This is a genomic window from Paenibacillus radicis (ex Xue et al. 2023) (genome assembly GCF_024722015.1).
Taxonomy (GTDB): domain Bacteria; phylum Bacillota; class Bacilli; order Paenibacillales; family NBRC-103111; genus Paenibacillus_S.
The window spans coordinates 95,736-119,231 of the sequence record NZ_JANQBD010000026.1; the positions used below are offsets into that span (position 1 = coordinate 95,736).

At 44.0% G+C, this 23,496-nt stretch carries 19 protein-coding genes; all 19 read left to right on the forward strand.

What is annotated here, in order from left to right:
• Positions 1-758 precede the first annotated feature (758 nt).
• A complete protein-coding gene (locus NV381_RS29325) occupies positions 759-1,946 on the forward strand; it encodes a Gfo/Idh/MocA family protein (RefSeq protein WP_258216854.1) in 1,188 nt (395 codons plus the stop codon).
• A gap of 85 nt (positions 1,947-2,031) precedes the next feature.
• Positions 2,032-2,943 (forward strand): ABC transporter permease, encoded by a 912-nt coding sequence (locus tag NV381_RS29330; protein WP_258216880.1) that lies wholly within the window; start codon positions 2,032-2,034, stop codon positions 2,941-2,943.
• A 12-nt stretch (positions 2,944-2,955) separates the two neighbouring features.
• The gene (locus NV381_RS29335) at positions 2,956-3,834 is read left to right on the forward strand and encodes a carbohydrate ABC transporter permease (RefSeq protein WP_258216855.1); all 879 of its coding nucleotides are present in this window, start codon (positions 2,956-2,958) and stop codon (positions 3,832-3,834) included.
• Between the two features lie 29 nt (positions 3,835-3,863).
• Positions 3,864-5,456, forward strand: coding sequence for an extracellular solute-binding protein (locus NV381_RS29340; RefSeq protein WP_258216856.1), 1,593 nt, complete (start codon positions 3,864-3,866; stop codon positions 5,454-5,456).
• Positions 5,457-5,503: 47 nt separating this feature from the next.
• Entirely contained in the window at positions 5,504-6,295 is a 792-nt protein-coding gene (locus tag NV381_RS29345; RefSeq protein ID WP_258216857.1) for a VOC family protein, read from the forward strand.
• 158 nt (positions 6,296-6,453) lie between these two features.
• Positions 6,454-7,461 (forward strand): C-terminal binding protein, encoded by a 1,008-nt coding sequence (locus NV381_RS29350; protein ID WP_258216858.1) that lies wholly within the window; start codon positions 6,454-6,456, stop codon positions 7,459-7,461.
• 51 nt (positions 7,462-7,512) lie between these two features.
• On the forward strand, positions 7,513-8,559 hold the full coding sequence (locus NV381_RS29355; RefSeq protein ID WP_258216859.1) for a LacI family DNA-binding transcriptional regulator: 1,047 nt from the start codon (positions 7,513-7,515) through the stop codon (positions 8,557-8,559).
• On the forward strand, positions 8,556-9,323 hold the full coding sequence (locus NV381_RS29360) for a sugar phosphate isomerase/epimerase family protein (RefSeq protein WP_258216860.1): 768 nt from the start codon (positions 8,556-8,558) through the stop codon (positions 9,321-9,323). Before NV381_RS29355 ends, NV381_RS29360 begins: the two co-directional genes overlap by 4 nt.
• A gap of 211 nt (positions 9,324-9,534) precedes the next feature.
• Entirely contained in the window at positions 9,535-11,130 is a 1,596-nt protein-coding gene (locus NV381_RS29365; RefSeq protein ID WP_419182314.1) for an ABC transporter substrate-binding protein, read from the forward strand.
• 14 nt (positions 11,131-11,144) lie between these two features.
• A complete protein-coding gene (locus NV381_RS29370; RefSeq protein WP_258216862.1) occupies positions 11,145-12,107 on the forward strand; it encodes an ABC transporter permease in 963 nt (320 codons plus the stop codon).
• 15 nt (positions 12,108-12,122) lie between these two features.
• Positions 12,123-13,004 (forward strand): carbohydrate ABC transporter permease, encoded by an 882-nt coding sequence (locus NV381_RS29375; RefSeq protein ID WP_258216863.1) that lies wholly within the window; start codon positions 12,123-12,125, stop codon positions 13,002-13,004.
• A 69-nt stretch (positions 13,005-13,073) separates the two neighbouring features.
• Positions 13,074-15,494, forward strand: coding sequence for a helix-turn-helix domain-containing protein (locus tag NV381_RS29380; RefSeq protein ID WP_258216864.1), 2,421 nt, complete (start codon positions 13,074-13,076; stop codon positions 15,492-15,494).
• Between the two features lie 148 nt (positions 15,495-15,642).
• Positions 15,643-16,473, forward strand: a complete 831-nt coding sequence (locus tag NV381_RS29385) for a sugar phosphate isomerase/epimerase family protein (RefSeq protein WP_258216865.1) — start codon at positions 15,643-15,645, stop codon at positions 16,471-16,473.
• On the forward strand, positions 16,470-17,537 hold the full coding sequence (locus NV381_RS29390) for a Gfo/Idh/MocA family protein (protein ID WP_258216866.1): 1,068 nt from the start codon (positions 16,470-16,472) through the stop codon (positions 17,535-17,537). Before NV381_RS29385 ends, NV381_RS29390 begins: the two co-directional genes overlap by 4 nt.
• A 57-nt stretch (positions 17,538-17,594) precedes the next feature.
• On the forward strand, positions 17,595-18,434 hold the full coding sequence (locus tag NV381_RS29395) for a sugar phosphate isomerase/epimerase family protein (RefSeq protein WP_258216867.1): 840 nt from the start codon (positions 17,595-17,597) through the stop codon (positions 18,432-18,434).
• Positions 18,435-18,535: 101 nt separating this feature from the next.
• On the forward strand, positions 18,536-19,381 hold the full coding sequence (locus tag NV381_RS29400) for a sugar phosphate isomerase/epimerase family protein (protein WP_258216868.1): 846 nt from the start codon (positions 18,536-18,538) through the stop codon (positions 19,379-19,381).
• A gap of 255 nt (positions 19,382-19,636) precedes the next feature.
• The gene (locus NV381_RS29405; RefSeq protein ID WP_258216869.1) at positions 19,637-20,569 is read left to right on the forward strand and encodes a carbohydrate ABC transporter permease; all 933 of its coding nucleotides are present in this window, start codon (positions 19,637-19,639) and stop codon (positions 20,567-20,569) included.
• The gene (locus NV381_RS29410) at positions 20,566-21,390 is read left to right on the forward strand and encodes a carbohydrate ABC transporter permease (protein ID WP_258216870.1); all 825 of its coding nucleotides are present in this window, start codon (positions 20,566-20,568) and stop codon (positions 21,388-21,390) included. Before NV381_RS29405 ends, NV381_RS29410 begins: the two co-directional genes overlap by 4 nt.
• A 78-nt stretch (positions 21,391-21,468) precedes the next feature.
• Positions 21,469-22,839 carry an ABC transporter substrate-binding protein gene (locus NV381_RS29415; RefSeq protein WP_258216871.1) on the forward strand — a complete coding sequence of 457 codons (1,371 nt, stop codon included), beginning with the start codon at positions 21,469-21,471 and terminating at the stop codon, positions 22,837-22,839.
• The last annotated feature ends 657 nt before the right edge of the window (positions 22,840-23,496 follow it).

Below are 23,496 nucleotides of genomic sequence, written 5' to 3' on the forward strand. Positions count from 1 at the left end.
CCAGGGAGTTGCGGCATTTCCTGGCAGTCGATCGAACCCCACGTGGAACTGAATTGGTTTATAGAGAGGCTTGATTAACAATATTACTTCTTGATTAGTCATTTTATTGATCCGGAGGTCATAAGTTACCGCATAGGCTGTATAGCTGATTGCGGTTTTTTTAAATTGAAAAAGTTATAATTGACAGCACATTGTATTAACGTTAATATATGTTTATAAGGTTTGTGTTAACGTTAATACTGGGATGAAGTTGAAGTGAATGATTTGGCCCTCTAGACCAGCCAGCCAGTGAAGATGACATCGCAAAGAAATGGGGCTTATCAAATTCATAATACAGTCTCATTGAGCCTTACAGGATAGTGATCGAATTAAACTAGGCGCTTGTATAAAGGTTCAAAAGGTGGCAAAGGGTTTTAACTTCATATCGATTTCATAGCTCGTTTGCTTGATTCAGAATGAATTAAATGTAATCGGTTGCATTTCTTCTGAAAATTACGAACAAACTATTTTCACAAAGGCTGTAGCATGATGCCTGATGATGACGAATAATGATGCGCAATATAAAGCGTTTGCCATGGATAATATATGGGCTCATTAAGAGGATGGATTTTTTCCAAAAAAATTGTTGCAGGAACAACAGCTAAAGATTAGCTAAGCCGAACGCTCATCATTGGATTGTAAGCGCTGTTATACAAACAGAGAAGATACAATAAAACGGGGTTTATTATTAGAATGCCCCGAAACTAGGAGTGGATAAAATGAAAAAAATCATCGTAGGCATAATAGGCAGCGGATTTTCCGCTTCACTGCATGCAGAGGCTTTTCAAAAGGTGTATGGAGTTGAGGTCATTCTCAAAGCGGTTGCCGGGAACAGTATGGAGAAAGCGGAAGCTTTTGCCCATAAGCATCACATCCCGATTGTTTATTCGACCTATCGCGAGCTGTTGGAGGACAAAGAAATTGATGTTGTGGACTTGTGCGTTCCCAATGTGATGCATGCTCAAATAGCTATTGAAGCGGCGCAGGCGGGGAAGCATATCATTTGTGAAAAACCGATTACCGGATTTTTCGGTTCTCGTGAAGGTACGGACGATCAGAAGAACCAATATTCAAGAGTTGCTTTAGAAGAGGCATTGGCATCAACGGATGCTATTCTTGAGGCGGTCAAACAAAATAAAGTCAAATTCATGTACGCGGAGAATTGGATTTATGCTCCATCGGTAATAAAAGCTAAGCGGCTGCTGGAAGCCGGAAGCGGGACTATCCTTGACATTCGTGCAGAGGAAAGCCATAGCGGCTCCCATGCCAAAGCTTCGAAAAGGCTGGAAACCGCTGGAGGCGGCTCGCTGCTCATTTTGGGCTCCCATCCGATAGCTGCTGCGATCCATCTTAAGAACTTTGAAGGAAGGATCAAAGGAGGGAAGCCGATCAGGGTTCAGTCAGTTGTGGCAGACACCTCCTCCATTACTGAAACCCCCTCGTTCCAGGCGGAAGACAAACATTGGGTAGTTACGGATTGGGTCAATGTTGAAACCTGGGCAAGTATTATTATGACTTTTACGGATGGAACGAAGGCGGTTATTTTTGCTTCCTTTGCAGTGTTGGGCGGAATCAGGAATGTGCTGGATATTTACACCTCCAATTCCGTTATCAAATGCAATATGACGCCTAACGACGGTTGTATGATATATGCTCCTCATCCCGATATTTTCGAACAGGAATATATAGCCGAGAAGCTTGAAACGAAAGCGGGGTGGAATTACACGACACCGGATGAGGATTGGATCAGGGGGTATCCGCAGGAAATGCAGGATTTCATGGAATCTATCGCAGAGGATAGAGAGCCTGTCTCAGATGGACAGCTCGCGAGGGATGTCATCGAGGTTATTTATTCGGCTTATGTATCTGCACAAACAGGTACAAGGGTGGAGCTTGCTGCACAGTAGACAAGAGAGGCTATCTTGAAAAGAGGGGGGTTTTCCGGTGATAACAAGCCGACCATTAAAATCGAATGCGACAGCCGCCAATAGGGTGAAGAAGAGCTATATAGTATCGAATTTTAAGAAATATCATATGCTGTACCTCATGTCCATACCCGGGATGCTGTACTTCATTGTTCTCAAGTATGTGCCCCTTATAGGTTCAATCATAGCGTTTAAGCAATACAACATTTTCAAAGGGATATTCGGCAGTCCATGGGTCGGACTCAAGCATTTTCAAGATATGTTCAGCAATCAGGACGCTTTCAAAATTATTGCTAACACCTTCATCATCAGCATGTACGATCTGCTTATTGCCTTTCCGGCGCCGTTAATTGTGGCCTTATTGCTGAATGAGCTGCGGCTGGTCATTTATAAGCGCATCCTGCAAACCGTCATTTATATGCCTCACTTTTTATCATGGGTAATCATCAGCGGTATTTTCATCGGTATTTTATCGCCGACCACGGGAATAGTGAACGCTTTTATCAAATGGCTGGGTTATGAACCGATTTATTTCATGGGACTGGAATCCTTTATTCGACCGATTCTTATATCAACCGGTTTGTGGCAGGGGGTCGGCTGGGGAACGATTATTTATTTGGCAGTGCTGGCCGGGATTAACCCCGAGCTGTACGAAGCGGCCAAGGTGGATGGCGCCAATCGTTGGCAGCAGACGCTTTCCATTACATTGCCGAGCTTGCTTCCGACGTTTACTATCTTGTTCCTGCTTCATATCGGGCATTTCCTGGATTTCGGCTTTGAAAGGGTTTATGTGTTTTTGAATCCTCTCAATCACGTGCCTGGAGATATTATTGATACTTACATTTATGAAGTCGGTTTGCAAAAATCGCAGTACAGCTTCACTACAGCTATAGGACTTTTCAAATCGATTGTAGGGCTTGTTCTGTTGTTAATAGCTAATCTGCTCAGCAAAAAGGCTACGGGAAATAGCCTATATTAAGGTGGTGTGCATATGGAAATCCGAAACAGCTTCAGCAGGAATGTTTTTAATGTTTGCAATGTGACCTTATTGACCGTTTTATCGCTCAGCATGCTGCTTCCCTTTTTACATGTAATAGCCAAATCCTTCAGCAGCTCCAACGCCATTATAAAAGGGGATGTCATCTTCTGGCCTGTAGATATTACCTTCAATAACTATCAATATGTTTTCAGTGATGTATCCATATGGAAGGCCTTCGGAGTATCGGTTTTTATTACTACGGTAGGAACGCTTATCAACCTGATTGCCACGGCGACCTTCGCGTATCCGTTGTCCAGACCTGAATATATGGGACGTAAATATATGCTGATGATGGTGCTGTTCACGATGATTTTTTCCGCACCGTTGATTCCTACTTACCTGGTTATTAAGTCGCTGCATTTGGTCGATACGATCTGGGTTATGATTATTCCAGGTTTGATCAGTGCCTTCAATTTCTTCGTCATGAGGTCGTTTTTCGCTGACATTCCTGGTGCCTTGATCGATTCCGCCAGAATCGACGGCTGCTCTGAAGGCGGCATACTCGTGAAGATCGTGCTTCCCTTATCCAAACCGGCGATTGCGACTATGGCGATATTTTACGGGGTAAGCCATTGGAACAGCTATCAAACCGCCTTGTATTATTTGAACGATCGTACCCTTTATCCGCTTCAGCTCAAGCTTCGACAAATGATCGTCAATCAGGAGTTGTCCAATGCTGCGAATTCGTCCTTTTCCGATATGATCGTCCAGTCACCGGAAGGCATACAGATGGCAACCGTCATCGTGGCTACTGTGCCGATTTTACTTATCTACCCCTTGCTGCAGCGTCATTTTACAAAGGGCATGATGATCGGTTCGTTAAAGGAATAGGATTCTAATAAAAAAAAGGTGGGAACGAAATGAGAGTTCAATTGGTGAAAAAAGGATTGCCTATCACGCTGAGTACGATGCTGGCCTTTACAGTAGTTGCAGGTTGCAGTGATAATGCTGCTCCGCCAGGAAAAGCGCCTGCTCAAGGAACGACCGCCCCCAAAGCTTCGAATGAAGTAGTGCCTATTTCGATGGCTTTGCGTGTGTATGCGACGTATGTCGAGAAGATTCCGAGCCTTAAGGACGACCCTTATTTCAAGAAATTAGAAGAGCTGACGCATACCAAGCTGGATATCAAATATTTGGCGAAAGAAACAGGAGCATATGGCACAAAGCTGGATTTGATGTTCGCTTCCGGGGATATACCTGACGTCGTGCAAACCTCGGGCGGAGGCTATACGAACGAAAACGGACAGACGCTTGTACAAGCTATTGAGGCAGGCACGTTTTTACCTTTGAATGATCTGATCGATAAATATGGACCTAATCTCAAAAAGAAAATTCCGGAAGCAGCATGGGAAGAACAGAAATTCAGCGATGGCAAAGTGTATTCTCTGCCCGAGTTTCTCTCTAATCCGAGCAGAAAGGCTGCGATCATCCGTAAGGATTTGTTGGATAAAGCGAAGCTGCCTGTCCCTAAAACAGTCGAGGAATACTTAAACGTCCTAAGGGAATTTAAGAAAATGGGGTTATCGCAGCCTTTTGTGGGAAGGGAGAAATTTAATTTTTCCGATATGTTCCTCGGAGCCTACGATGTCATGCCGACTCAATGGACTTTAGGTCCAAACGGCGAGCCTGTTCCAAAATTTTTCAATGTTGCTAACATGGAAAAGGCGATTAACACCTACAAAACGATGTACGATGAAGGCTTGATGACCAAGGATTTCGCTACCCAGCAGTTTGCCGATTACAAAAGGGCGATCATTACAGGTCAAGGCGGTTTATTTACGGCAAATGCAGCGGATATTTTGAGCTATGATGTGCAGCTAAAACAAAATGTGCCTGACGGCAAGCTGGAAATTGTCCCTTCACCTACAGGCACCGACGGCAAGGGCGGAAGTACGCTAAGCGGCACGGTCATTCGGGGTTATATGATCAATAAAAAGGCGAAAAACCCTGAGCGTATTATTCAATTCTTTGATTGGATGCTGTCGGACGAAGCCGATAACTTCTTCTCCTACGGAATTGAAGGAACCGATTACACCAAGGATAACGGAAAAATAAACTACAAGCTGCCTGTTACCACAGATGAAGCCGGCAGAGAAGATTGGCGTAAAAATGACTTCTGGCTGCTCCATGATGCCACTTACAATAAAAAGCTGCTTGAGCTGACTCCGGATGGTCAAGCGGTATTGGGTAAATTCGATAGCGTAATGTCCAAGGAAGGCCGTGACGGTATACGCTGGAAGGAAGAACCAAAAGCTCTGTCTACGACTCCTGACCTGCAAATGAGCTCTATTCCTAAGCTGCTCAACGAACACATGGCTAAAATGATCATCGGTCAAGAGCCGCTAGGCTGGCAGAAGGTTGTAGACGAATGGAAGAGCAAGGGCGGCGATAAAGCGCTGAAGGAAGTTGCCGAGACTTATAAACGCGGTGAATTTTTAAAACCAAGACGGTAGTACATAACATTCATATAAATCATAACGAATACTAGGAGGCAGAGAAAATGATTACTGAATTGAACCATGTTGGCATTGTAGCTGGAGATGCCGAAGAAAATATTAAATTTTATGTGGATATTCTAGGCGGGAAGATTGTTAACGAGAGCTATATTCCAGGCAATAACACCAAATGTATATATGTACAGCTAGGCAGCGGTATGATTGAGCTCTTATGCCGGCAAAATGAAGCGGACCGTGTTAATCTGGGGCTGAATCACGTTTGCTTCCTTACGGACGATTTGGATAGCGATTACGAAAAGCTGCTTGCAGACGGCTTTGCATTTCAATTCGCACCAAAGGTAGCCGGATCAGGAGACGGCAGGCTGACCTTCTTAACGGATTCCATCGGGACTCGCGTTGAGCTTATTCAAAGAGATAATACGTATCGCGCTGCTGATGTTGGGGGCCGGGTGCTAGGATTTGACCATATTTCCTTATCGGCTCATGATCTTGAGGCAGCAGAGCAATTTTACTCCGAGAAAATGGGCATGAAAGAGCTAATCCGTATGAAGGTGGATGCCACTGACTTAACGATGGTGTACCTGAACCATGGCTACGATGTAATTGAATTGCTAAATCGTCCTAATCAACAGCCGGTATCTCCCCCGATTGGACATATCGCTTTGAGAGTGGATAATGTTGACGAGCTGAGTGAATATTTCGTTTCTCAGGGATTGGAAATACTTCCGGGTTTCCCGAAAACAGCGGGTACAGGGATTGGCAGAATTACAATGGTTAAAGACCCGAATGGTGCAAAAATTGAGTTCGTAGACCGTAAGGATCTGAGAGAACTATAAGTTGAGTTCCAAGAGACAGTTTTGCAGCATGGAGAAGGTTGCAAGAAATTGTGTGAGGTCATAAACGATAAGTTACTGTAAAAATATACACAGTCGTGCAGCTATAACCATAAGGTTATAGCTGCATTTCAACATAAGGGGAGGGAGCCCAATACGTTATGGCTAAATATAGAGTGGTTATTACGGATTACGAATATAAAAGTCTTCAAATCGAGCAAGATGTGCTGGCGCAGCTGGATGTTGAGTTTGTTACATCAGCACAGTGCCGGACGGAAGAAGAGGTTATTGAGCTCGCAAGGGATGCAGACGCGATCCTGAATCAATATGCGCCTATTAGTGCAAGGGTCATTCAAAATTTGAACAATTGCAAGGTGATCTCCCGCTACGGCGTAGGTGTAAATACGATCGATCTGGATGCGGCTACTCATAAAGGGATCGTTGTTGCCAACTGCACGGACTATTGTATCGATGAGGTAGCGGATCATGCTCTTGCGCTGCTCTTGGCATCCGCTCGCAAGGTTTCTTTGCTTGACGCCTACGTTAAGCAGGGTGTGTGGGAATACAAAAAGGCGATTCCGATTTACCGTTTGAGAGAAAAAGTATTAGGTCTGGTGGGCTTCGGCAAAATTCCACAAAATTTATGTCTTAAAGCGAAGGCGCTCGGCTTACGAGTCCAAGCCTATGACCCGTTCATTACAAGTGAGATTGCTTCCCAATACGAGGTTGAATTAGTTGATTTGGATACTTTATGTCAATCATCGGATTTTATCTCTGTTCACGTCCCGCTAAACCCACGAACTCAAGGGCTTATAAGTACGAAACAATTCAGCCTGATGAAGCGGGAGGCCATAATCATTAATACGTCCAGAGGGCCTTTGATCGATGAGCAAGCAATGATCACAGCGCTTCAAAACTCTCATATTGCGGGTGCTGCTCTGGATGTGCTTGAGTATGAACCGATTAGACCGGATAATCCGCTTTTACAAATGGAACAGGTAATACTGAATCCTCACGTTGCCTGGTATTCTGAAGAATCGGAACAGGAATTGAAAGGCAAAGTAGCTCAAAATATTGTGGATGTCCTTTCTGGTTTTTATCCACAGTATTTGGCTAATTCCCAAGTCAAAAATAGCGCAGCCCTGAAAGAGCGGAGCGCCAGATTATAATTCAAAAGGTAAAAGAGGGGCATCTACAAACAGAATGTTAGGTGATTATCTATGAACAGACGAGTGAGGCAGCAAGATATAGCAAGGAAATTAGGCGTGTCTATTAACACGGTTTCCTTAGCCTTAAAGGACAGTGGCCGCATTAATGAAGATACTAAATTAAAGGTTCAAGAAGTCGCCAAGGCGCTCAACTATATTCCTAATTCAATCGCCCGTTCCCTTGTACAAAAAAGAACCTTTGTCATTGGATTTATATTGCCTAGCATTACGAACCCTATTCAAATCGAAACAGCCCAGAATATTGAAAGAAAGCTGTTAGCTAACGGCTATAACATGATGCTGATGACCAGTGATTACGATAAAAATTACGAAACCAAAGCGCTGGATATTTTGCTGTCGCGCCAAGTTGATGGAATTTTCATGTTTCCAACCGATATACAGAACCAGAAGAAAAGTCAGGAAAAAATTAAGGCTATAAGAGATGCGAATTACCCTATTATCCTGTTATCCGGTGGGAACTTTAATCTGCCGAGCGATTCCGTGTATATGAACCAATATCTTGGCGCTTATAAGGCAACCAGGCATTTGACAAGCATGGGCCATAAAGAAATAGCGATTATATATGGAGGGGCAAGAAATACGGAAAAACACCAGGGCTATATCGCTGCTCTGAAGGATAGCGGGCTTGAATACAACCCGAATCAGGTGGCTACAGTAGGAAATTCCAGCTATGAACAGGGCTATCGTGCCGCATCCAAAATTTTGAGAAACGGGTCAGTCACGGCAATTCTTGCATCCGGCGATTATTTAGCACTCGGTGCACTCCGCTGGTGTCGGGAGCAAGGTTTAAGGGTCCCTGAGGACGTAGCCATAATAGGCTTTGATGATTTGGAAGCTTCCCGATTTGCAGAAATTCCGCTAACTACGATAACTTATAAAGTTGAAGAATTAACTACCCGGGCTACAGAGCTTCTATTCTCGTTAATATCAGATCAGGAAACATCCACATGGCTAAAGCCAAGAAAAGTTGAAATCGAGCCCACCTTAGTAGTCAGACAATCATGCGGATTTAAAAAAAGGAGCGGAGAACTTTTATGAAAATAGCAGCACAGCTTTATACCGTACGTGATTATTTGAAAACACCTGAGGCTATGGCTGAAACACTGCGCAAAATAAAGGCAATTGGCTATAACGCCATTCAGGTGTCTGGAATTGGACCTATAGGGGATAAGCAGTTTAAGGAAATGGCTGACCGTGAAGGATTAACCATCTGTGCGACCCATATTCCATACGCCGACTTAACGAATAATTTGGATGCAGTCATAGAGAGGCATTTAATTTGGGAATGCAAATATGTTGGCTTGGGCGGCATGCCCAATGAGTATCGAACCAGCAGAGAAGGATATGTGAAATTCGCGAATGAAGCATCCGAGATTGGCCGAAAGCTGAAGCAGGCGGGGCTGCAATTTATTTATCATAATCATAATTTTGAATTCGCCAAGTTTGATGGCAAAACGGGTATGGACATTCTTCTTGAGGAGTCCGATGCGGATGCCTTCGGCTTTGAAATTGATCTCTATTGGGTTCAGGCTGGTGGGGCAGATCCAATTGAGTGGATACATAAGGTAAAAGGCAGAATGAAGGTCGTGCACCTTAAGGATATGGCCGTAACGGTAGAGCGTGAGCAGCGGTTTGCTGAAATTGGAGAAGGCAATATGAACTTCTCACGTATTTTGAAGGCTTGTGAAGAAACAGGCGTAGAGTGGGGACCTGTTGAGCAAGATCGGTGCTATGATCTTAATCCCTTTGAATGCTTGGAAGTAAGCTTTAATAACTTGAAAAAGCTTTCTGCGGAAAGTTAGATTCATCGGGGTCAGAGAAAGAAGCCGGCTCTCAAGAGGAGCCGGCTTCAAATGTATAAAATAGTTAGTCCATGTGAAAGAAAGTATGCTCCATTTAATTATAAAAAGCGGGTATTGTGAAATATAATCAGTACCCGACTCCTCCCAAGCTTGATAAATTAATCAGTAGAAATACAACAATAATAAGGGAGGTTTTCAATTGAACAAGAAAATGAAAGCGATTGCCAAAGTTGCGGGTTTATCGGTGGTAGCCTCAACCTTCATCCTGGCAGGTTGCAGCGGGGGAAGTAAGCCGGCGGCGACAGCAGATCCGACAAAGCCGGAAAAGCTTACCAATCTAGTTGTATGGGCAAGAATGGTTCCTCAAGCTGCTCTGAGCATTAAAAGCTACAATGAAAATGAAGTTTATAAAGAAATGGAAAAAGCCACAGGGGTTAAAGTAGATTTTCAGCATCCCCCACAAGGGCAGGAAAAAGAGCAATTTAATCTCATGATGACTTCCGGCAAGCTGCCCGATGTAATTGAGTATGCTTGGAGTACATTCCCGGGCGGACCTGAAAAGGCAATTAAAGACAACAAAATCATTAAGCTCAATGACTTAGTCGATAAGTACGCCCCCAACTTTAAGAAGCTTCTGGACAGCCATCCGGATTGGAAGAAGCAGGCTTTAACAGATGAAGGATCACTCTTCTCCTTTCCGTTCATCCGGGGAGAAAAAGGCTTGCAGGTTTACCAGGGAATTACGGTACGTAAGGATTGGCTTGATAAGCTTGGGCTGCAAATGCCTACAACTATCGACGAGTGGTACACCGTATTAAAAGCATTCAAAGAAAAGGATCCGAACGGCAATGGCAAAGCTGACGAAGTGCCATTGCTGGTTACTTTGAATGATTTTAACAAGACACATGTTTTTGTTGGGGCTTGGGGGTTAACCAATTCATTTTACAAAGATGGCGGTAAGGTGAAGTTTGGTCCTATTGAGCCCAATTATAAGGAGTTTCTTACTACCATGAACAAATGGTACAAGGAAGGCCTGATTGATAAAGATTTTGCGGCTACCGACGGCAAGGTGACTGATGCTAAAGTAACAGGAAACCAGCTGGGTACTGCAATCATGGCTACTGGCGGCGGTATAGGCAAATATATGGGTTTGATGGCCAGCAAAAACAAGGATTTCAAGCTGGGTGCGGCACCTTACCCGACTCTTGTTAAAGGTCAAAAGCCCGAGCTCGGCCATTCCGATTATGCGGTTACAGCTCAAGGCTCGGCCATTTCTATCAATAACAAAAATCCGATTGAAACTGTGAAATGGTTGGATTATGGATATGGAGAAGTAGGGCATATGCTCTTTAACTTTGGTAAAGAGGACGTCAGCTACAAGATGGAGAAGGGTTACCCTAAATTCACGGACTTAATTACGAAAAATCCCGAAGGCATGCCGATGCAGCAGGCAATGGTTAAATACAATCGTGCCGGATACGGTGAAGGTCCCTTCGTACAAGACATACGTTACATGGATCAATATGCAAGCTCTCCAGAGCAGCAGGAATCTTTAAAGATTTGGACGCAGCCCTCCAATGAAAAAATGATGCCGTTAGTGACGCCAACCAAAGAGGAAAGCAGTAAATTTGCTTCTACCATGACGGATATTAACACCTACAAGGATGAAATGATCATTAAATTCATCATGGGTGCAGAGCCGCTCAGCAGCTTTGACGCCTATGTGAAAACAATTAAAGGCATGGGTATTGATGATGCGATTAAAGTACAACAAGCAGCCTTGGAGCGCTACAATAACCGTAAATAAAGGAAGTGGTATCCATGTCCTCAGCACATAAGGAATTAGCAGCCATTTCCCGAGCACCCCGTAAGAGCTTAACGTTGGCAATAGTCGTAAAGGATGTAACGCGAAATAAGTATATTTATTTAATGGCGCTTCCTGTACTGATTTATTATGTCGTATTTCATTACGGCCCGATGTACGGTCTGCAAATAGCTTTTAAGGATTTCAGTCCTTCCGTTGGTATTTGGGATAGTCCCTGGATAGGTTTTAATCATTTTACAGACTTCTTTTCCAGTCATTATTTTGGAAGACTTCTTCGGAATACACTATTAATCAACATTTATGAGCTATTGTTTGCTTTTCCGGCATCAATCGTCCTGGCGCTGCTCCTGAACGAAATTCGCAGCAGTATATTTAAGCGGGCAGTTCAGTCTATTTCTTATTTGCCTCACTTTATATCTATCGTTGTGGTGGTAGGGATGATGGTGGACTTTCTGGCAAGGGACGGCTTGGTCAATCAAATCATCGAATTGCTTGGCATGGAATCCATCGCTTTTTTGCGACAGCCGGAATGGTTCCGTACCTTGTTTGTTTCATCGGGAATTTGGCAGGGGATTGGCTGGGGATCGATCATTTATTTGGCGGCTATTGCCAATATTGATCCTACTTTATACGAGGCAGCCAAAATGGATGGCGCGAATCGATTCAAGCAAGTGCTGCATATTACGATACCGGGCATTATGCCAACCATTGTAATTTTACTCATTTTACATATGGGCTCCATGTTAAGCGTTGGGAGCGAGAAAGTGCTGTTGATGTATAATCCGCTTACGTACGACACCGCAGATGTTATATCCACCTATGTGTACCGAAAAGGGGTACTGGAGGCAGATTTCGGTTATACCGCAGCTGTAGGATTGTTTAATTCGGTAATCAGCTTTATTCTCATCGTCTTGGCTAATACGGTAAGCAAGAGGGTAAGCGAGAACAAACTTTGGTAAAGGAGGAACAGCTATATGCCCAATCATACGACAGCCGGTGAAAAGACCTTTAATTTTGTGAATACGATTTTTATGCTGGCGCTCTGTTTTTTGACACTCTATCCATTTTTGTATGTGCTGTTCTCATCCTTTAGCGATCCGGGTTTGCTCTCGGCGCATCGCGGACTGCTCTATTCTCCTTTAAGCTTTAGCACGGAGGCTTACACAGCTGTGTTTAAGAATCCGATGATTGCAACTGGATATCAAAATACACTGTATTACGTAGTAGTAGGTACGATGCTCAATTTGTTTATGACTTGTTTGGGTGCCTACGTGCTTTCACGAAAAAATGTACTCTTCAATAATTTCATCATGTTCATGATTGTCATTACAATGGTGTTTCACGGGGGACTCATTCCGTCGTACCTGCTTGTCTCCAATTTAGGCATGTTGAACACAGCTTGGGCGCTTATTATTCCGGGAGCGATCAATACCTTCAATATGATCATTATGCGGACAGCGTTCCAGGCGGTTCCGGTAAGCTTAGAGGAATCGGCCAGAATCGATGGAGCCAATGACTTCACCATTCTCTTCAAGGTGGTGATTCCATTATCGATGCCGGTAATTGCCGTTATGATTCTGTGGTATACGGTAGGCCATTGGAATTCCTACTTCAGCGCGCTGATTTATTTAAGAGACCGGGAGCTGTATCCTCTGCAGCTTGTTCTCCGCGAAATATTAATTACCAACAGTACCTCCAGCATGATGACGGATGTAGCGGTAGGGGATAAAATCGCTATTGGTGAGACAATCAAGCATGCGACCATCATCGTTTCGACATTACCTATTCTGCTGTTATATCCGTTTTTGCAAAAATATTTTGTTAAAGGTGTTATGATCGGGGCCATTAAGGAATAAAAGCGGATTGTACGTACTTCCATGAATTCCACGAATATAACAAAAAAATAGCAGACGTGGGTGCTTCGAATGAACTTATGGCTAGCACTAAAAAAACTTACGCAGAAAGGCTTGAATCGTATACGCTTGCTCCGGATGAGCTTGTTCAACCGGAGAAGTGTTTTTATAAAGCTGCTTACCTCCTATATCTTGATTCTTTTGCTGCCCTTAATTGGAGGGTACATCCTGTATTCCAAGGTCGAATCAATAACTACGGAGAATGCTTCACACTATAACCTGGCTATGCTGGAGCAGTTCAAACAATCGACGGATGCCAGGTTGAAAGAAGTCGATCAATTAGCTCAAGAGTTGATGCTGAATCCAAAGCTGAATCTATTGTTGAATGATAGCTCGGAGCAGCCGGCGGATACCTATAAATATATTGAGTTTATAAGAAATTTTTTGGAACGCCACAAAACGAAGACCAGCGATTTTATATATGATTATTATTTGTATTTTTCCGGTTCGGATACTGTTTTGAAGTGGGGTTTAAAAACGGATTCCCGTACGTTCTACAATGATTATTACAGATACAAGCATATGAGCTACGAGGAGTGGAAGAGTAAAGTATTGCGTGCCTTTCATAATATGGAATATATGCCTTCAGAGGTTCTTATTCAAAATATGGGAAGTATGCCCGAAACACGCGACAATAAGCCTGCCAATGTTATTACTTACATACAGTCTCTTCCGATTCAAGATTCAATGAATATCTCTGGGGCGTTGGTTATTCTAATTGAGGAGGCCAAAATCAAGGAGATGATTCGACAGATCGAAGCAGTCAATGAGAGCGCGGTTTATATAGTGAATGATAAGGATCAGGTCGTGATGGCCACATCGCAGCAGTTTGATGTCAACCCTGCCTTCTTAAAAAAATTGAAGGGTGAGTCCGGATTGAAGGATGAAGATTTCAATGGCAAGGACGTTATTGTATCCTACACATCATCCGATCGTACGGACTGGAAGTATATATCGATTATGCCCAAGGAGATTTTTTTGCAGCCGGTGTACGTCCTTAAATCGAAGGCTATAGGCTTGTTCATCTTATGCCTGATCCTGGGAGCTGTGGCCGCTTATTTAATGGCTTACCGAAATTATGTGCCGCTGCGGCATATTGTAAATGCAGTTCTTCAAGGGAGATCGCCGGTCCTACGCTCCAAGGGAAATGAATATGAATTTTTGCAAAACACCATTGAGGAATCTTTTATGAAGGAGCAGCATTTGCAGGGGATTATTTCGCAGCAGGTTCCTGTTATTCGTGCCAATTTCCTGTCTCGGCTGTTAAGGGGTCATGTGGACTTTCGCACGGAACCGGTGGAGACGATGAATTTTCTTGGCATTCAGTTTATATCTGATCAGTTTACCGTTATTTTGATTGACGTGGATGATGCTTCCGGCTTTGCTGAAGAGCTCTCAGAGCGGCAGTGGGCATCCATTCGATTTATTATGTCCAACGTCAGTCTGGAGATAGCGGGAGAACACCATCAGGCATATTTCGTAGATTTAGATCGTAACCGGATGGCGCTGCTGCTCAATGTAGGGAACGAACGACCAGAGGCTGCTGAGGATATTTCACAAATAGCTGAACAGATAAAGCATATTATTGAAACACGGTTCAAAATGGTTTTGACCTTGGCCGTCAGCAATATTCATCAAGGAATTAACAGGATTGGACAATGTCATTCCGAAGCATTAGCTGCATTGGATTATAAAATGGTAAAAGGGTTAAGCGTGATCATCCATTATTACGAGCTTACTCCTGCAGAATCCCAATATGTCTATCCGATTGAGACGGAAATTCAGCTGATGAATTATGTGAAAAGCGGTGATTTTGATAAGGCGGAGTTCCTTATAGATCATATTTATGAAACCAACTTCCGCTCTAATCCCATAACTCCGGAAATCAGCAAATGCTTATTTCTTGATATGGCCAGCACGCTGCTTAAAATATTGAATAGGCTTCGAATAAGCGAGAGAGAGGATTTGGCCGAATTCATCAACCCGATCAAGAGAATCGAGGCTTGCTCAACGGCTGAAGAAATGTACAGCTGCATCAAAAGCATGTATCAAAAGGTAGCTGAGGTGCTGAGAAAAGAGAGAACAGATCATCACCAGCAGATGATGGAATCGATCGCCGGGATTATAATGCAAAATTTAACGAATCCCAATTTAGGACTTGCATGGATAGCTGATAGCATGAATATGTCGCAGCAGTATATGTCTACCTTTTTCAAAAAGATGTACGGGGAGAATATGACTAATTTTATTGCTAAGAAACGAATGGAGCATGCAAAAAGGCTGATGGAGGACAAATCTCTGACCATTGCCCAAATTGCCCAAACGATTGGCTACAATAATGATATCGTGTTTAGCCGGGCGTTTAAAAAAAGTGAAGGCATCCCGCCAGGTAAATACCGGGAAACCCAATTAAGGAAGCTGGAAGAGCTATGATAAATTCAAAATCATTGGATTTTTTTCCCTAAGGTGCTATCAGTTGAGATATAATGAGAATGATGAATGCATTTCTATCCATACCAGCGGATGAGCGCGAAGTAGCCGCCGCATATTCCAAAAATATTGCATAGAGGAGATAAAAAAAATGAAGTTATCGTTTACTACGTTAGGTTGTCCCGGTTGGTCGCTTGATCAGATTGTAAGGAATGCTGTGGAGTACGGCTTTGACGCTATCGATTTCCGTGGCTTGCAAGGTGAAATGAATGTATGGAAGCTTCCGGAGCTATCGACGAATGTGAAAGAGTCACTGGCTCTCATTAAGGACGCTGGGTTGAAGGTATCCTGTTTCTCCAGTTCCGTGCAAGCGGTGTCAGCAGAAAAATTCGAGCAAAATCTCGAAGAAGTCAAGGAATATACACGGCTATGCGAAGCTTTCGGGACTCCATACATACGGGTTTTCGGCGGTAAAATAGGGGATCTCGACCGAACGGAAGCTACGCGTTTAATCGTGAAGCATCTGAAGGAAATGGCCCAAATCGCTGCTGCTTCCGGAGCCAAAGTATTGGTGGAAACGCATGATGATTGGACCGATTGCCGTTATATGCAGCCGGTGATGGAGCAGGTGAATCATGAAGGCGCCGGCGTCCTCTGGGATTTGCATCATCCGTACCGCACAATCGGCGAGAAACCAGAAGATACATGGAATGCTTTGGGCCAGTGGATTGAATATACCCATGTCAAGGATTCGGTCAAGGTGGATGGAACAGGCCGCAGACACCCTCATAAATACGTACTTACCGGCCAAGGTGATATTCCTTTGAAGGGTATGTTTCAGCTGCTTAAGGACAAGGGTTATGAAGGTTATTATGTGTATGAATGGGAAAAGGCTTGGTATCTTGAGGAATTGGAAGAACCGGAAGTGGCTTTCCCTCAATATGCGCAGTATATGAGGAGTGCATCGGAGGAGTTGCGATGAGTAGAATAAGAGTAGCTATTATCGGCCAAGGCCGCAGTGGATTAAACATTCATACGAACTCGTTAAGCGGTATGAAAGAGCAATATGAAATTGTGGCTATAGCTGATGCGGTACCGGAAAGATTGGAAAGAGCTAAGCGGGATTATGGATGCGATGTCGTAGCGGATTACAACGATTTGCTTGGTCGGACTGACATAGACTTAATCGTCAATGCGGCTCCCAGTCAGCTGCATGTTCCGGTTACCCGCTTATTTCTTGAAAATGGGTTCAATGTAGTCTGCGAGAAGCCTGTTGCCCGAACCGTTGCCGAGCTGGATATGCTGGAAGAAGCAGCCAAGAGGTCAGGCAAGCTGCTGGTTGCCTTTCATCAAAAACGATACACTCCCGGATTTGTGAAAGTGAAGGAACTTATAGATTCGGGAATAATCGGCAGGGTGGTACATGTCAGCATTGTGGATAGCAATTTCTCCCGCAGGTGGGATTGGCAGACGCTTCAGGCGAACAACGGCGGCAATCTGCTGAACAACGGTCCACATTCAGTTGATCAGGCTTTGCAAATTTTCGGTACGGACTTGATGCCCAATGTCACCTGTTTTATGGATAGAGCCAATACTTCAGGTGATGCGGAAGATTATGTGAAGGTAATTTTGCATGGCAAAGGCCGGCCTGTTATTGATATAGAGGTTTCCTCCTGCAACAGCTATCCAAACTGCACGTACCACATTCAAGGAACCAATGGCGGGATTAAAGGGACAACGACCCATTTGGATTGGAAATATTTCAAGCCGGAGGAAGCGCAAGAGCATGAGCTGGATACGAAGCCTATTGCCAATGAGCAAGGCGAGCCTGCATACTGCCGGGAGCAGCTGAAGTGGTATGAAGAGAGCTGGGATTACGAGGGAGACCCGAGCAACAAAAAATTGATGAACACTATGACGGAAACCTTTTATAACATGCTATATCAAACCATAATTCATAAGGCTCCTTTGGAAGTTACCCTCGATCAAGTCCGCCAGCGTGTCGCGGTTATTGAGGAATGTCATCGGCAAAATCAAATCGACTAACATCCGTATTAACGATAACATTTGCGAATGCCAACATTTTAGATGAGGTGCAAACATATGATCGGGCTTAGCTGCCATTCAAGAAACTATGGGCCAGGAACCCAGGATGAAACCTTTTCGTTTATTAAAAAATTAGGCTTTGAATACATCGATGTAGATGGCGTTGAGACTATAAAGCAAGCGGATGTTCTGGAGAACCCGGATAAACAAGCCCAAATTGCGAAAGAGCTCTCCCAAAAATATAACATTAAATTGGCTGAATATTTTATGGGCAATATGCAGCTGAATGGACAAAGCTATAGCCCTAGTGAGCTTGAAGTTCATCAAAGAGATTCCTTGTATGGGAATTTTGATAAAATCTGCAGGTTTGCCAGCCAGTCCGGTTTTTCAAGTATTGTTGGATCAGCAGGCTTGCTTAGAAAAGATATGGGCTATGAGCGTTCTTTTGAATACGCGGCAGAGGTTCTAAGAAAAATGGTTAGCATTGCCGCCGATCATGGCGTTCAGTTCCATGTGGAACCCAGCATGCATTCGCTGTTGAAGCTCCCGGCTAAAGCGCTGGAAATGGCACAGCAAGTACAAGGCTTGAAGTTTACATTAGACTTCTTGCATTTTCAAGCAAAGGGAATCGATCAGGAAGAGTCTATGCAGCTTCTTGAATATATGGGTCACATGCATGCCCGGCAGTCTGCGGTTGGTTGGGCGAAATGTCCTTATGAGTTCGGGGAGATTGATTATGACCGGATTATGAAAAGACTGCGCGGGCTCAAATGGAAAGGGATTATAGCCATGGAATTTTCTAATGGTCCTGCTGAAGAGGCTGCCGGCATGAGTCCTGTCGAACAGACAATTTTGATGAGATATGAATTGAAGCGCCTTATTAAAAAATATTTCTAAGGAGGGCGTTATTACCAATCCTGAAACAAAGCAGGAGTTAGTACTAAATGAGCTTGATCAGGCTAGTTCTTAATGCTTTCAATAATGGGAGGAAGTATATCATGATCGTAGGATTAGGGGAATGGGGCTTACAGTATCGTTCGATAGAAGACCATTGCAGGATTGCAAGAAATTTCGATCTTCGTTATTTGGAGCTTGGAATAGGGGGTGATTTTCCCGGACGGATTCAAAGGGATATCGGCCAACAGGGTATAGACGATCTTTTAACTTGTATGAAGGATTACGGTATCAAAGCTCCGTTCGTGGCATTGGACAACGATTTTACAATAGGAGGACAGGAGCAATTAAGCAAGATGAAGGAGCGGGTAGCTCATGACATACGGCTTGCTTCCCGCCTGAATGCTACCCATGTTCGATTGTTCACAGGATTCGAGCTTGCTGCTGAGATGACGGAGGAACGCTGGGCATGGATGCTGCAGGCGTTTGTCGAGATGAATGATCTTTGCTCGGAATTTGGCATGGTGATCTCTATTGAGACACATGGGCGCAATACTCCAGTAAACAATGGATTCATCCATGAACATACGACATCCACGGAGTGGAACTCTTTGCAGCGGCTGCTTAAAGAATTGCCGTCCACTGTCGGCTTCAACTTCGATCCCGGTAATCTAAAAGCCGTTGATTCATCGAGGCCATTGGCGGATTACGCTAAACTGCTGGGAGGAAGGATCAATTACTGTCACTTGAAGGATTGGAAACAGACTGATAATTATTGGGTAGCATGCGCGCCTGGTGACGATGATCTGAATTATGATGAGCTGCTGAAGGATGTGTCCTTTCAAGGTGTCTATCTGATCGAATATGAACAGGTGGACGATGTGGTAGAAGGAATAGGCAGAAGCCTGAATTATTTACGTTCTATTCGTCCCGATCTTAGAATAGAATGATAATATAATTTAGTTGACAATATATGGGTTAACAGGTATGATGTGATCAAGTTAATAATTGTGACGGAGATTAAGAGATTCACATAGATTGCATGTTAAATAAGACATGTTAATTTATGTGTTTTTTTATTCTCTTATTATTCACTTGGTTCTCTGAAAGGGGCGAAACAGGAAAAATGATGGATTAACCCAAAGACAAAGAGAAAGCGCTTTACCTTCAATAAGAATGCAACTCATAAGAAAGGGGTATGCCGAATGCCAAATAATGAAAGCGCTTTAAACTTAAGGGTGGATGAAAGAGTTCGAACGAAGAAAAAGAACGGGGGGGAGAATGTTTTAGCTTATTTATTTTTAGCTCCCTCCCTGATCTTGTTTGTTACGTTTCTTTTTTATCCAATGGCCAAATCGATTTACTTAAGTATGACGCTTACGGACCCGAGAGGAAGGGTCGTTGAATTTGTTGGTCTCGAAAATTTTATGGATTTACTTGGATCCGGACAGTTCTATTCGAATTTAAAAGTGACGTTGCTATTCATCCTGCTAACTGTGCCCACTTCGATCATATGGTCTCTATTTTTGGCGGCCATCACACATAACAAATTACGGGGCATGAAAATATTCCAATTCATATTTTCCCTGCCAATCGTCATATCGGTGGGTACAGGGTCCATCATCTGGTTCTTGCTGTTCCATCCGACTGCAGGGATGCTGAATTACTTTTTAAGTCTTGTGCATATCGATCAGATCCCCTGGTTAACGAGTCCTTCATGGGCATTGGTGTCAATCTCTCTTATGACGATATGGATGAATATGGGTTTTTTGTTTATCGTCCTGTCCAGCGGTCTGCAAGGGGTTCCGGAAGAAATTTATGAAAGCGCTAAAGTGGATGGTTCTGGTCCGGTACGAACCTTTGTCCAAATCGTACTCCCGCTTTTAACACCTACCATTTTCTTTGCCCTGATCGTGTCTGTGATTGGTGCTTTTCAGGCTTTCGGCCAAATTCACATTTTAACAAAGGGCGGTCCAATGAATACAACCAATGTAATCGTATATTCCATCTACCAAGACGCTTTCGTTAATTTCCGTTTTGGGATTGGAAGTGCACAGGCTTTGATTCTTTTCGCGATTATTATGATCTTGACCGTAGTGCAGTTTAAAGTTCTGGAAAAGAAGGTGCATTATCAATGATAGCGAAAAGAATCGCGCCGACTCTGAATTACTTATTGCTGATGGTGCTGGCTCTAGTGGTTTTGTATCCGCTTATATTTACGGTATTTTCATCGTTCATGACAGATAAGGAAGTCTCGAACTTCCCGCCCCCCTTATTTCCTTCTCAGCTGTATATGGATAATTTCAAGAACGCCATTGTCGGCTTTCCAATCATCCGTTTTATTCTTAACAGTGTTATTGTCTCTTCGGGGATCACTGTGAGCCAGATTATTACGTCAAGCCTGGCAGCTTATGCCTTTTCATTTCTGAATTTTAAGGGGAAAAATATTCTGTTTGTCGTCTTTCTTTCGACCATGATGATTCCTTGGGAAGTCACCATCATTCCGAATTATTTGACTATTAAGGATTGGGGATGGATGGACAGCTACCAGGGACTGATCGTTCCCTTTATGGCCGGTGCCTTCGGGGTGTTCTTACTTCGCCAATTTTTCCTGCAGCTGCCCAATGAGCTGTTTGATGCGGCCAAAATCGACGGATGCGGTCATCTCAGAAATTTTTTCTCGATTGTGCTTCCGCTTTCACGTCCTGCTCTAGCCACTTTGGCGGTGTATGTTTTCCTTACGCATTGGAACCACTATTTATGGCCCCTTCTGATTACGAACCGGGCTTCCATGAGAACAGTACAAATTGGAGTTGCTATGCTGCAGCATGCCGAGGTTATGTCGTGGAACTTGATTTTGGCTGGAGTGACGCTGGTTCTGCTTCCTTCATTTCTTCTATTGGCCTTTGGAGTGAAACAGCTAGTACGTGGAATTACCTCAGGCGCATTGAAAGGTTAAATTAGCGTTGATCCGTCTGTTTACCTAACAGGCTAATCATATATTTTCATTCACTTTAAGCGAGGAGATGTATAGACAATGGGGAAAAAAGGGTTTACGAGCTTAGTTTTGGCAGCCACCATGATGTTTCTTTCGGCATGTAGTGTAAATATGGGGGAAAGCACGGACAGTAAGAAACCAGAGCCAGCCAAACCAGGAGCAACTGCAGCAAGCGGACCTAAGAAAGTGGTTTTCTGGCATGCGATGGGTGGAGCGAATACTAAAGTCGTTGAGCAAATGGCGGCCGATTATAACGCTTCCCAGGATAAAATAAAAGTAGAAGCGGTTTATCAAGGAAGTTACGATGACCTGCTCAGCAAACTGAAGGCGTCGATGGGTACAAGCGAAGGTCCTTCAGTCGTACAGATGTACGAGATCGGCAGTCGCTTCATGATCGATTCCAAAGCGATTACACCGATGCAAAATTTCATTGATGCAGATAAGTGGGATGCGTCGCAGTTGGAACCGAATATTGCTGGTTACTATACCCTGAGCGGCAAACTATACTCTATGCCGTTTAATACATCTAATCCGATTCTCTACTACAACAAAGATTTGTTTAAAGCAGCCGGTCTTGATCCTGCGAAACCTCCGAAAACTTTCGAGGAATTGAAGACTGCGGCAGATGCCATCACCAAGTCCGGTAAAGCTACTGGAGCAAATTTTGCGATTTACGGCTGGTTCATAGAGCAGTTATTCGCCAACCAAGGTGCGGAATTCATAAACAACGGGAACGGTCGGACCTCGATGGCAACCGAATCACAAGTGAACTCGGATGCGGGCGTGAAAGTGTTGACCTGGTGGAAGGACTTGGTGGACACGAAGGCCGCAAACAATCTGGGCCGCAAGACAGATGATTCCAAGAAGGCATTTTCCGCTGGGCAGGTAGGGATGATCCTGGAGTCCACGGCAGCACTTAAAGGGCTTGTTGACAGCGCTGGCGGCAAATTCGAAGTGGGCACAGGCTTCCTCCCGAAACCTGCAGATGCGAAAGAGGGCGGCGTCGTTGTCGGTGGAGCCAGCTTGTGGATGATGAACAATCGTCCCGATGATGAGCAAAAAGCAGCTTGGGACTTCATTAAATTCTTGACTTCACCTAAAGAGCAGGCATACTGGCACGTGAATACCGGATACTTCCCGATCACCAAAAAAGCTTATGACGAAGAGATTGTAAAGACTAACCTGAAACAGTTCCCTCAGTTCCAGACTGCGATTGACCAACTGCACCAAACAAAGCTGAACACAGCAACACAGGGTGCGGTCATGGGTGTATTCCCGGAAGCAAGACAAATTGTTGAAGGTGCGATCGAAGAAGTGCTCAACAGCAAGAAGTCTCCGAAGGAAGCTTTGGATGCAGCAGCAAAAGAAATAACTTCCAAGATTCAGCTGTACAATAAAACAGTGAAATAGTTAAAGCTTAATCATGTGTATGTTCTTGTGCTTGGCTAGCTTCAAGCAGCAAATGATGCTATAGACTAGCCCTCGCGTCGTAATGAAGCGGGGCTTTTTTTTGTATAGTTTTAGGGAGGGAGCTTAGCGTGAGCGAGGCTTGCCCCTTAGGCTAGATAGATGAAGGGACATGCTATCCTCTCCCCAAATACCTAAGAAAATATCAACCATTTAGGTAGTACAGTTCTTTAGAGCGCCAAAGTATGAAGCAGGGTACCCTTTCTAAGTTCTTAACATAAATGAATTCTTACTATTTTTCGTATTTAATCATCAAGCGAGCTCTTTTTTATAAGCGGGGGTAGCTATGTGTTTTAAAGGTCTATAACGGAACTTGAAATTCCGTTATTTAGTCTGGAGCATCCAATTTAGGACGATAGCGGAAGTCAGAATTCCGCGAGCGACCGGGCAAGGTCGTGTAATTTAGCAGGTGGAACCCCTGCTTGGTAGAACGTGCAGCCGCGTTGCCAATAGCGAGTCTTGGGCTATCAGCAGTAATGTTGAGTGCTAAGCGTAGACAGTCAGGCAGTAGGCCTGAAAAGTGACGGAGCCCCGAAATTGACTAACATTGAGATAGGCCGACGGTATGCGGAATCTGGAAGGCAACATCTACACAGACGC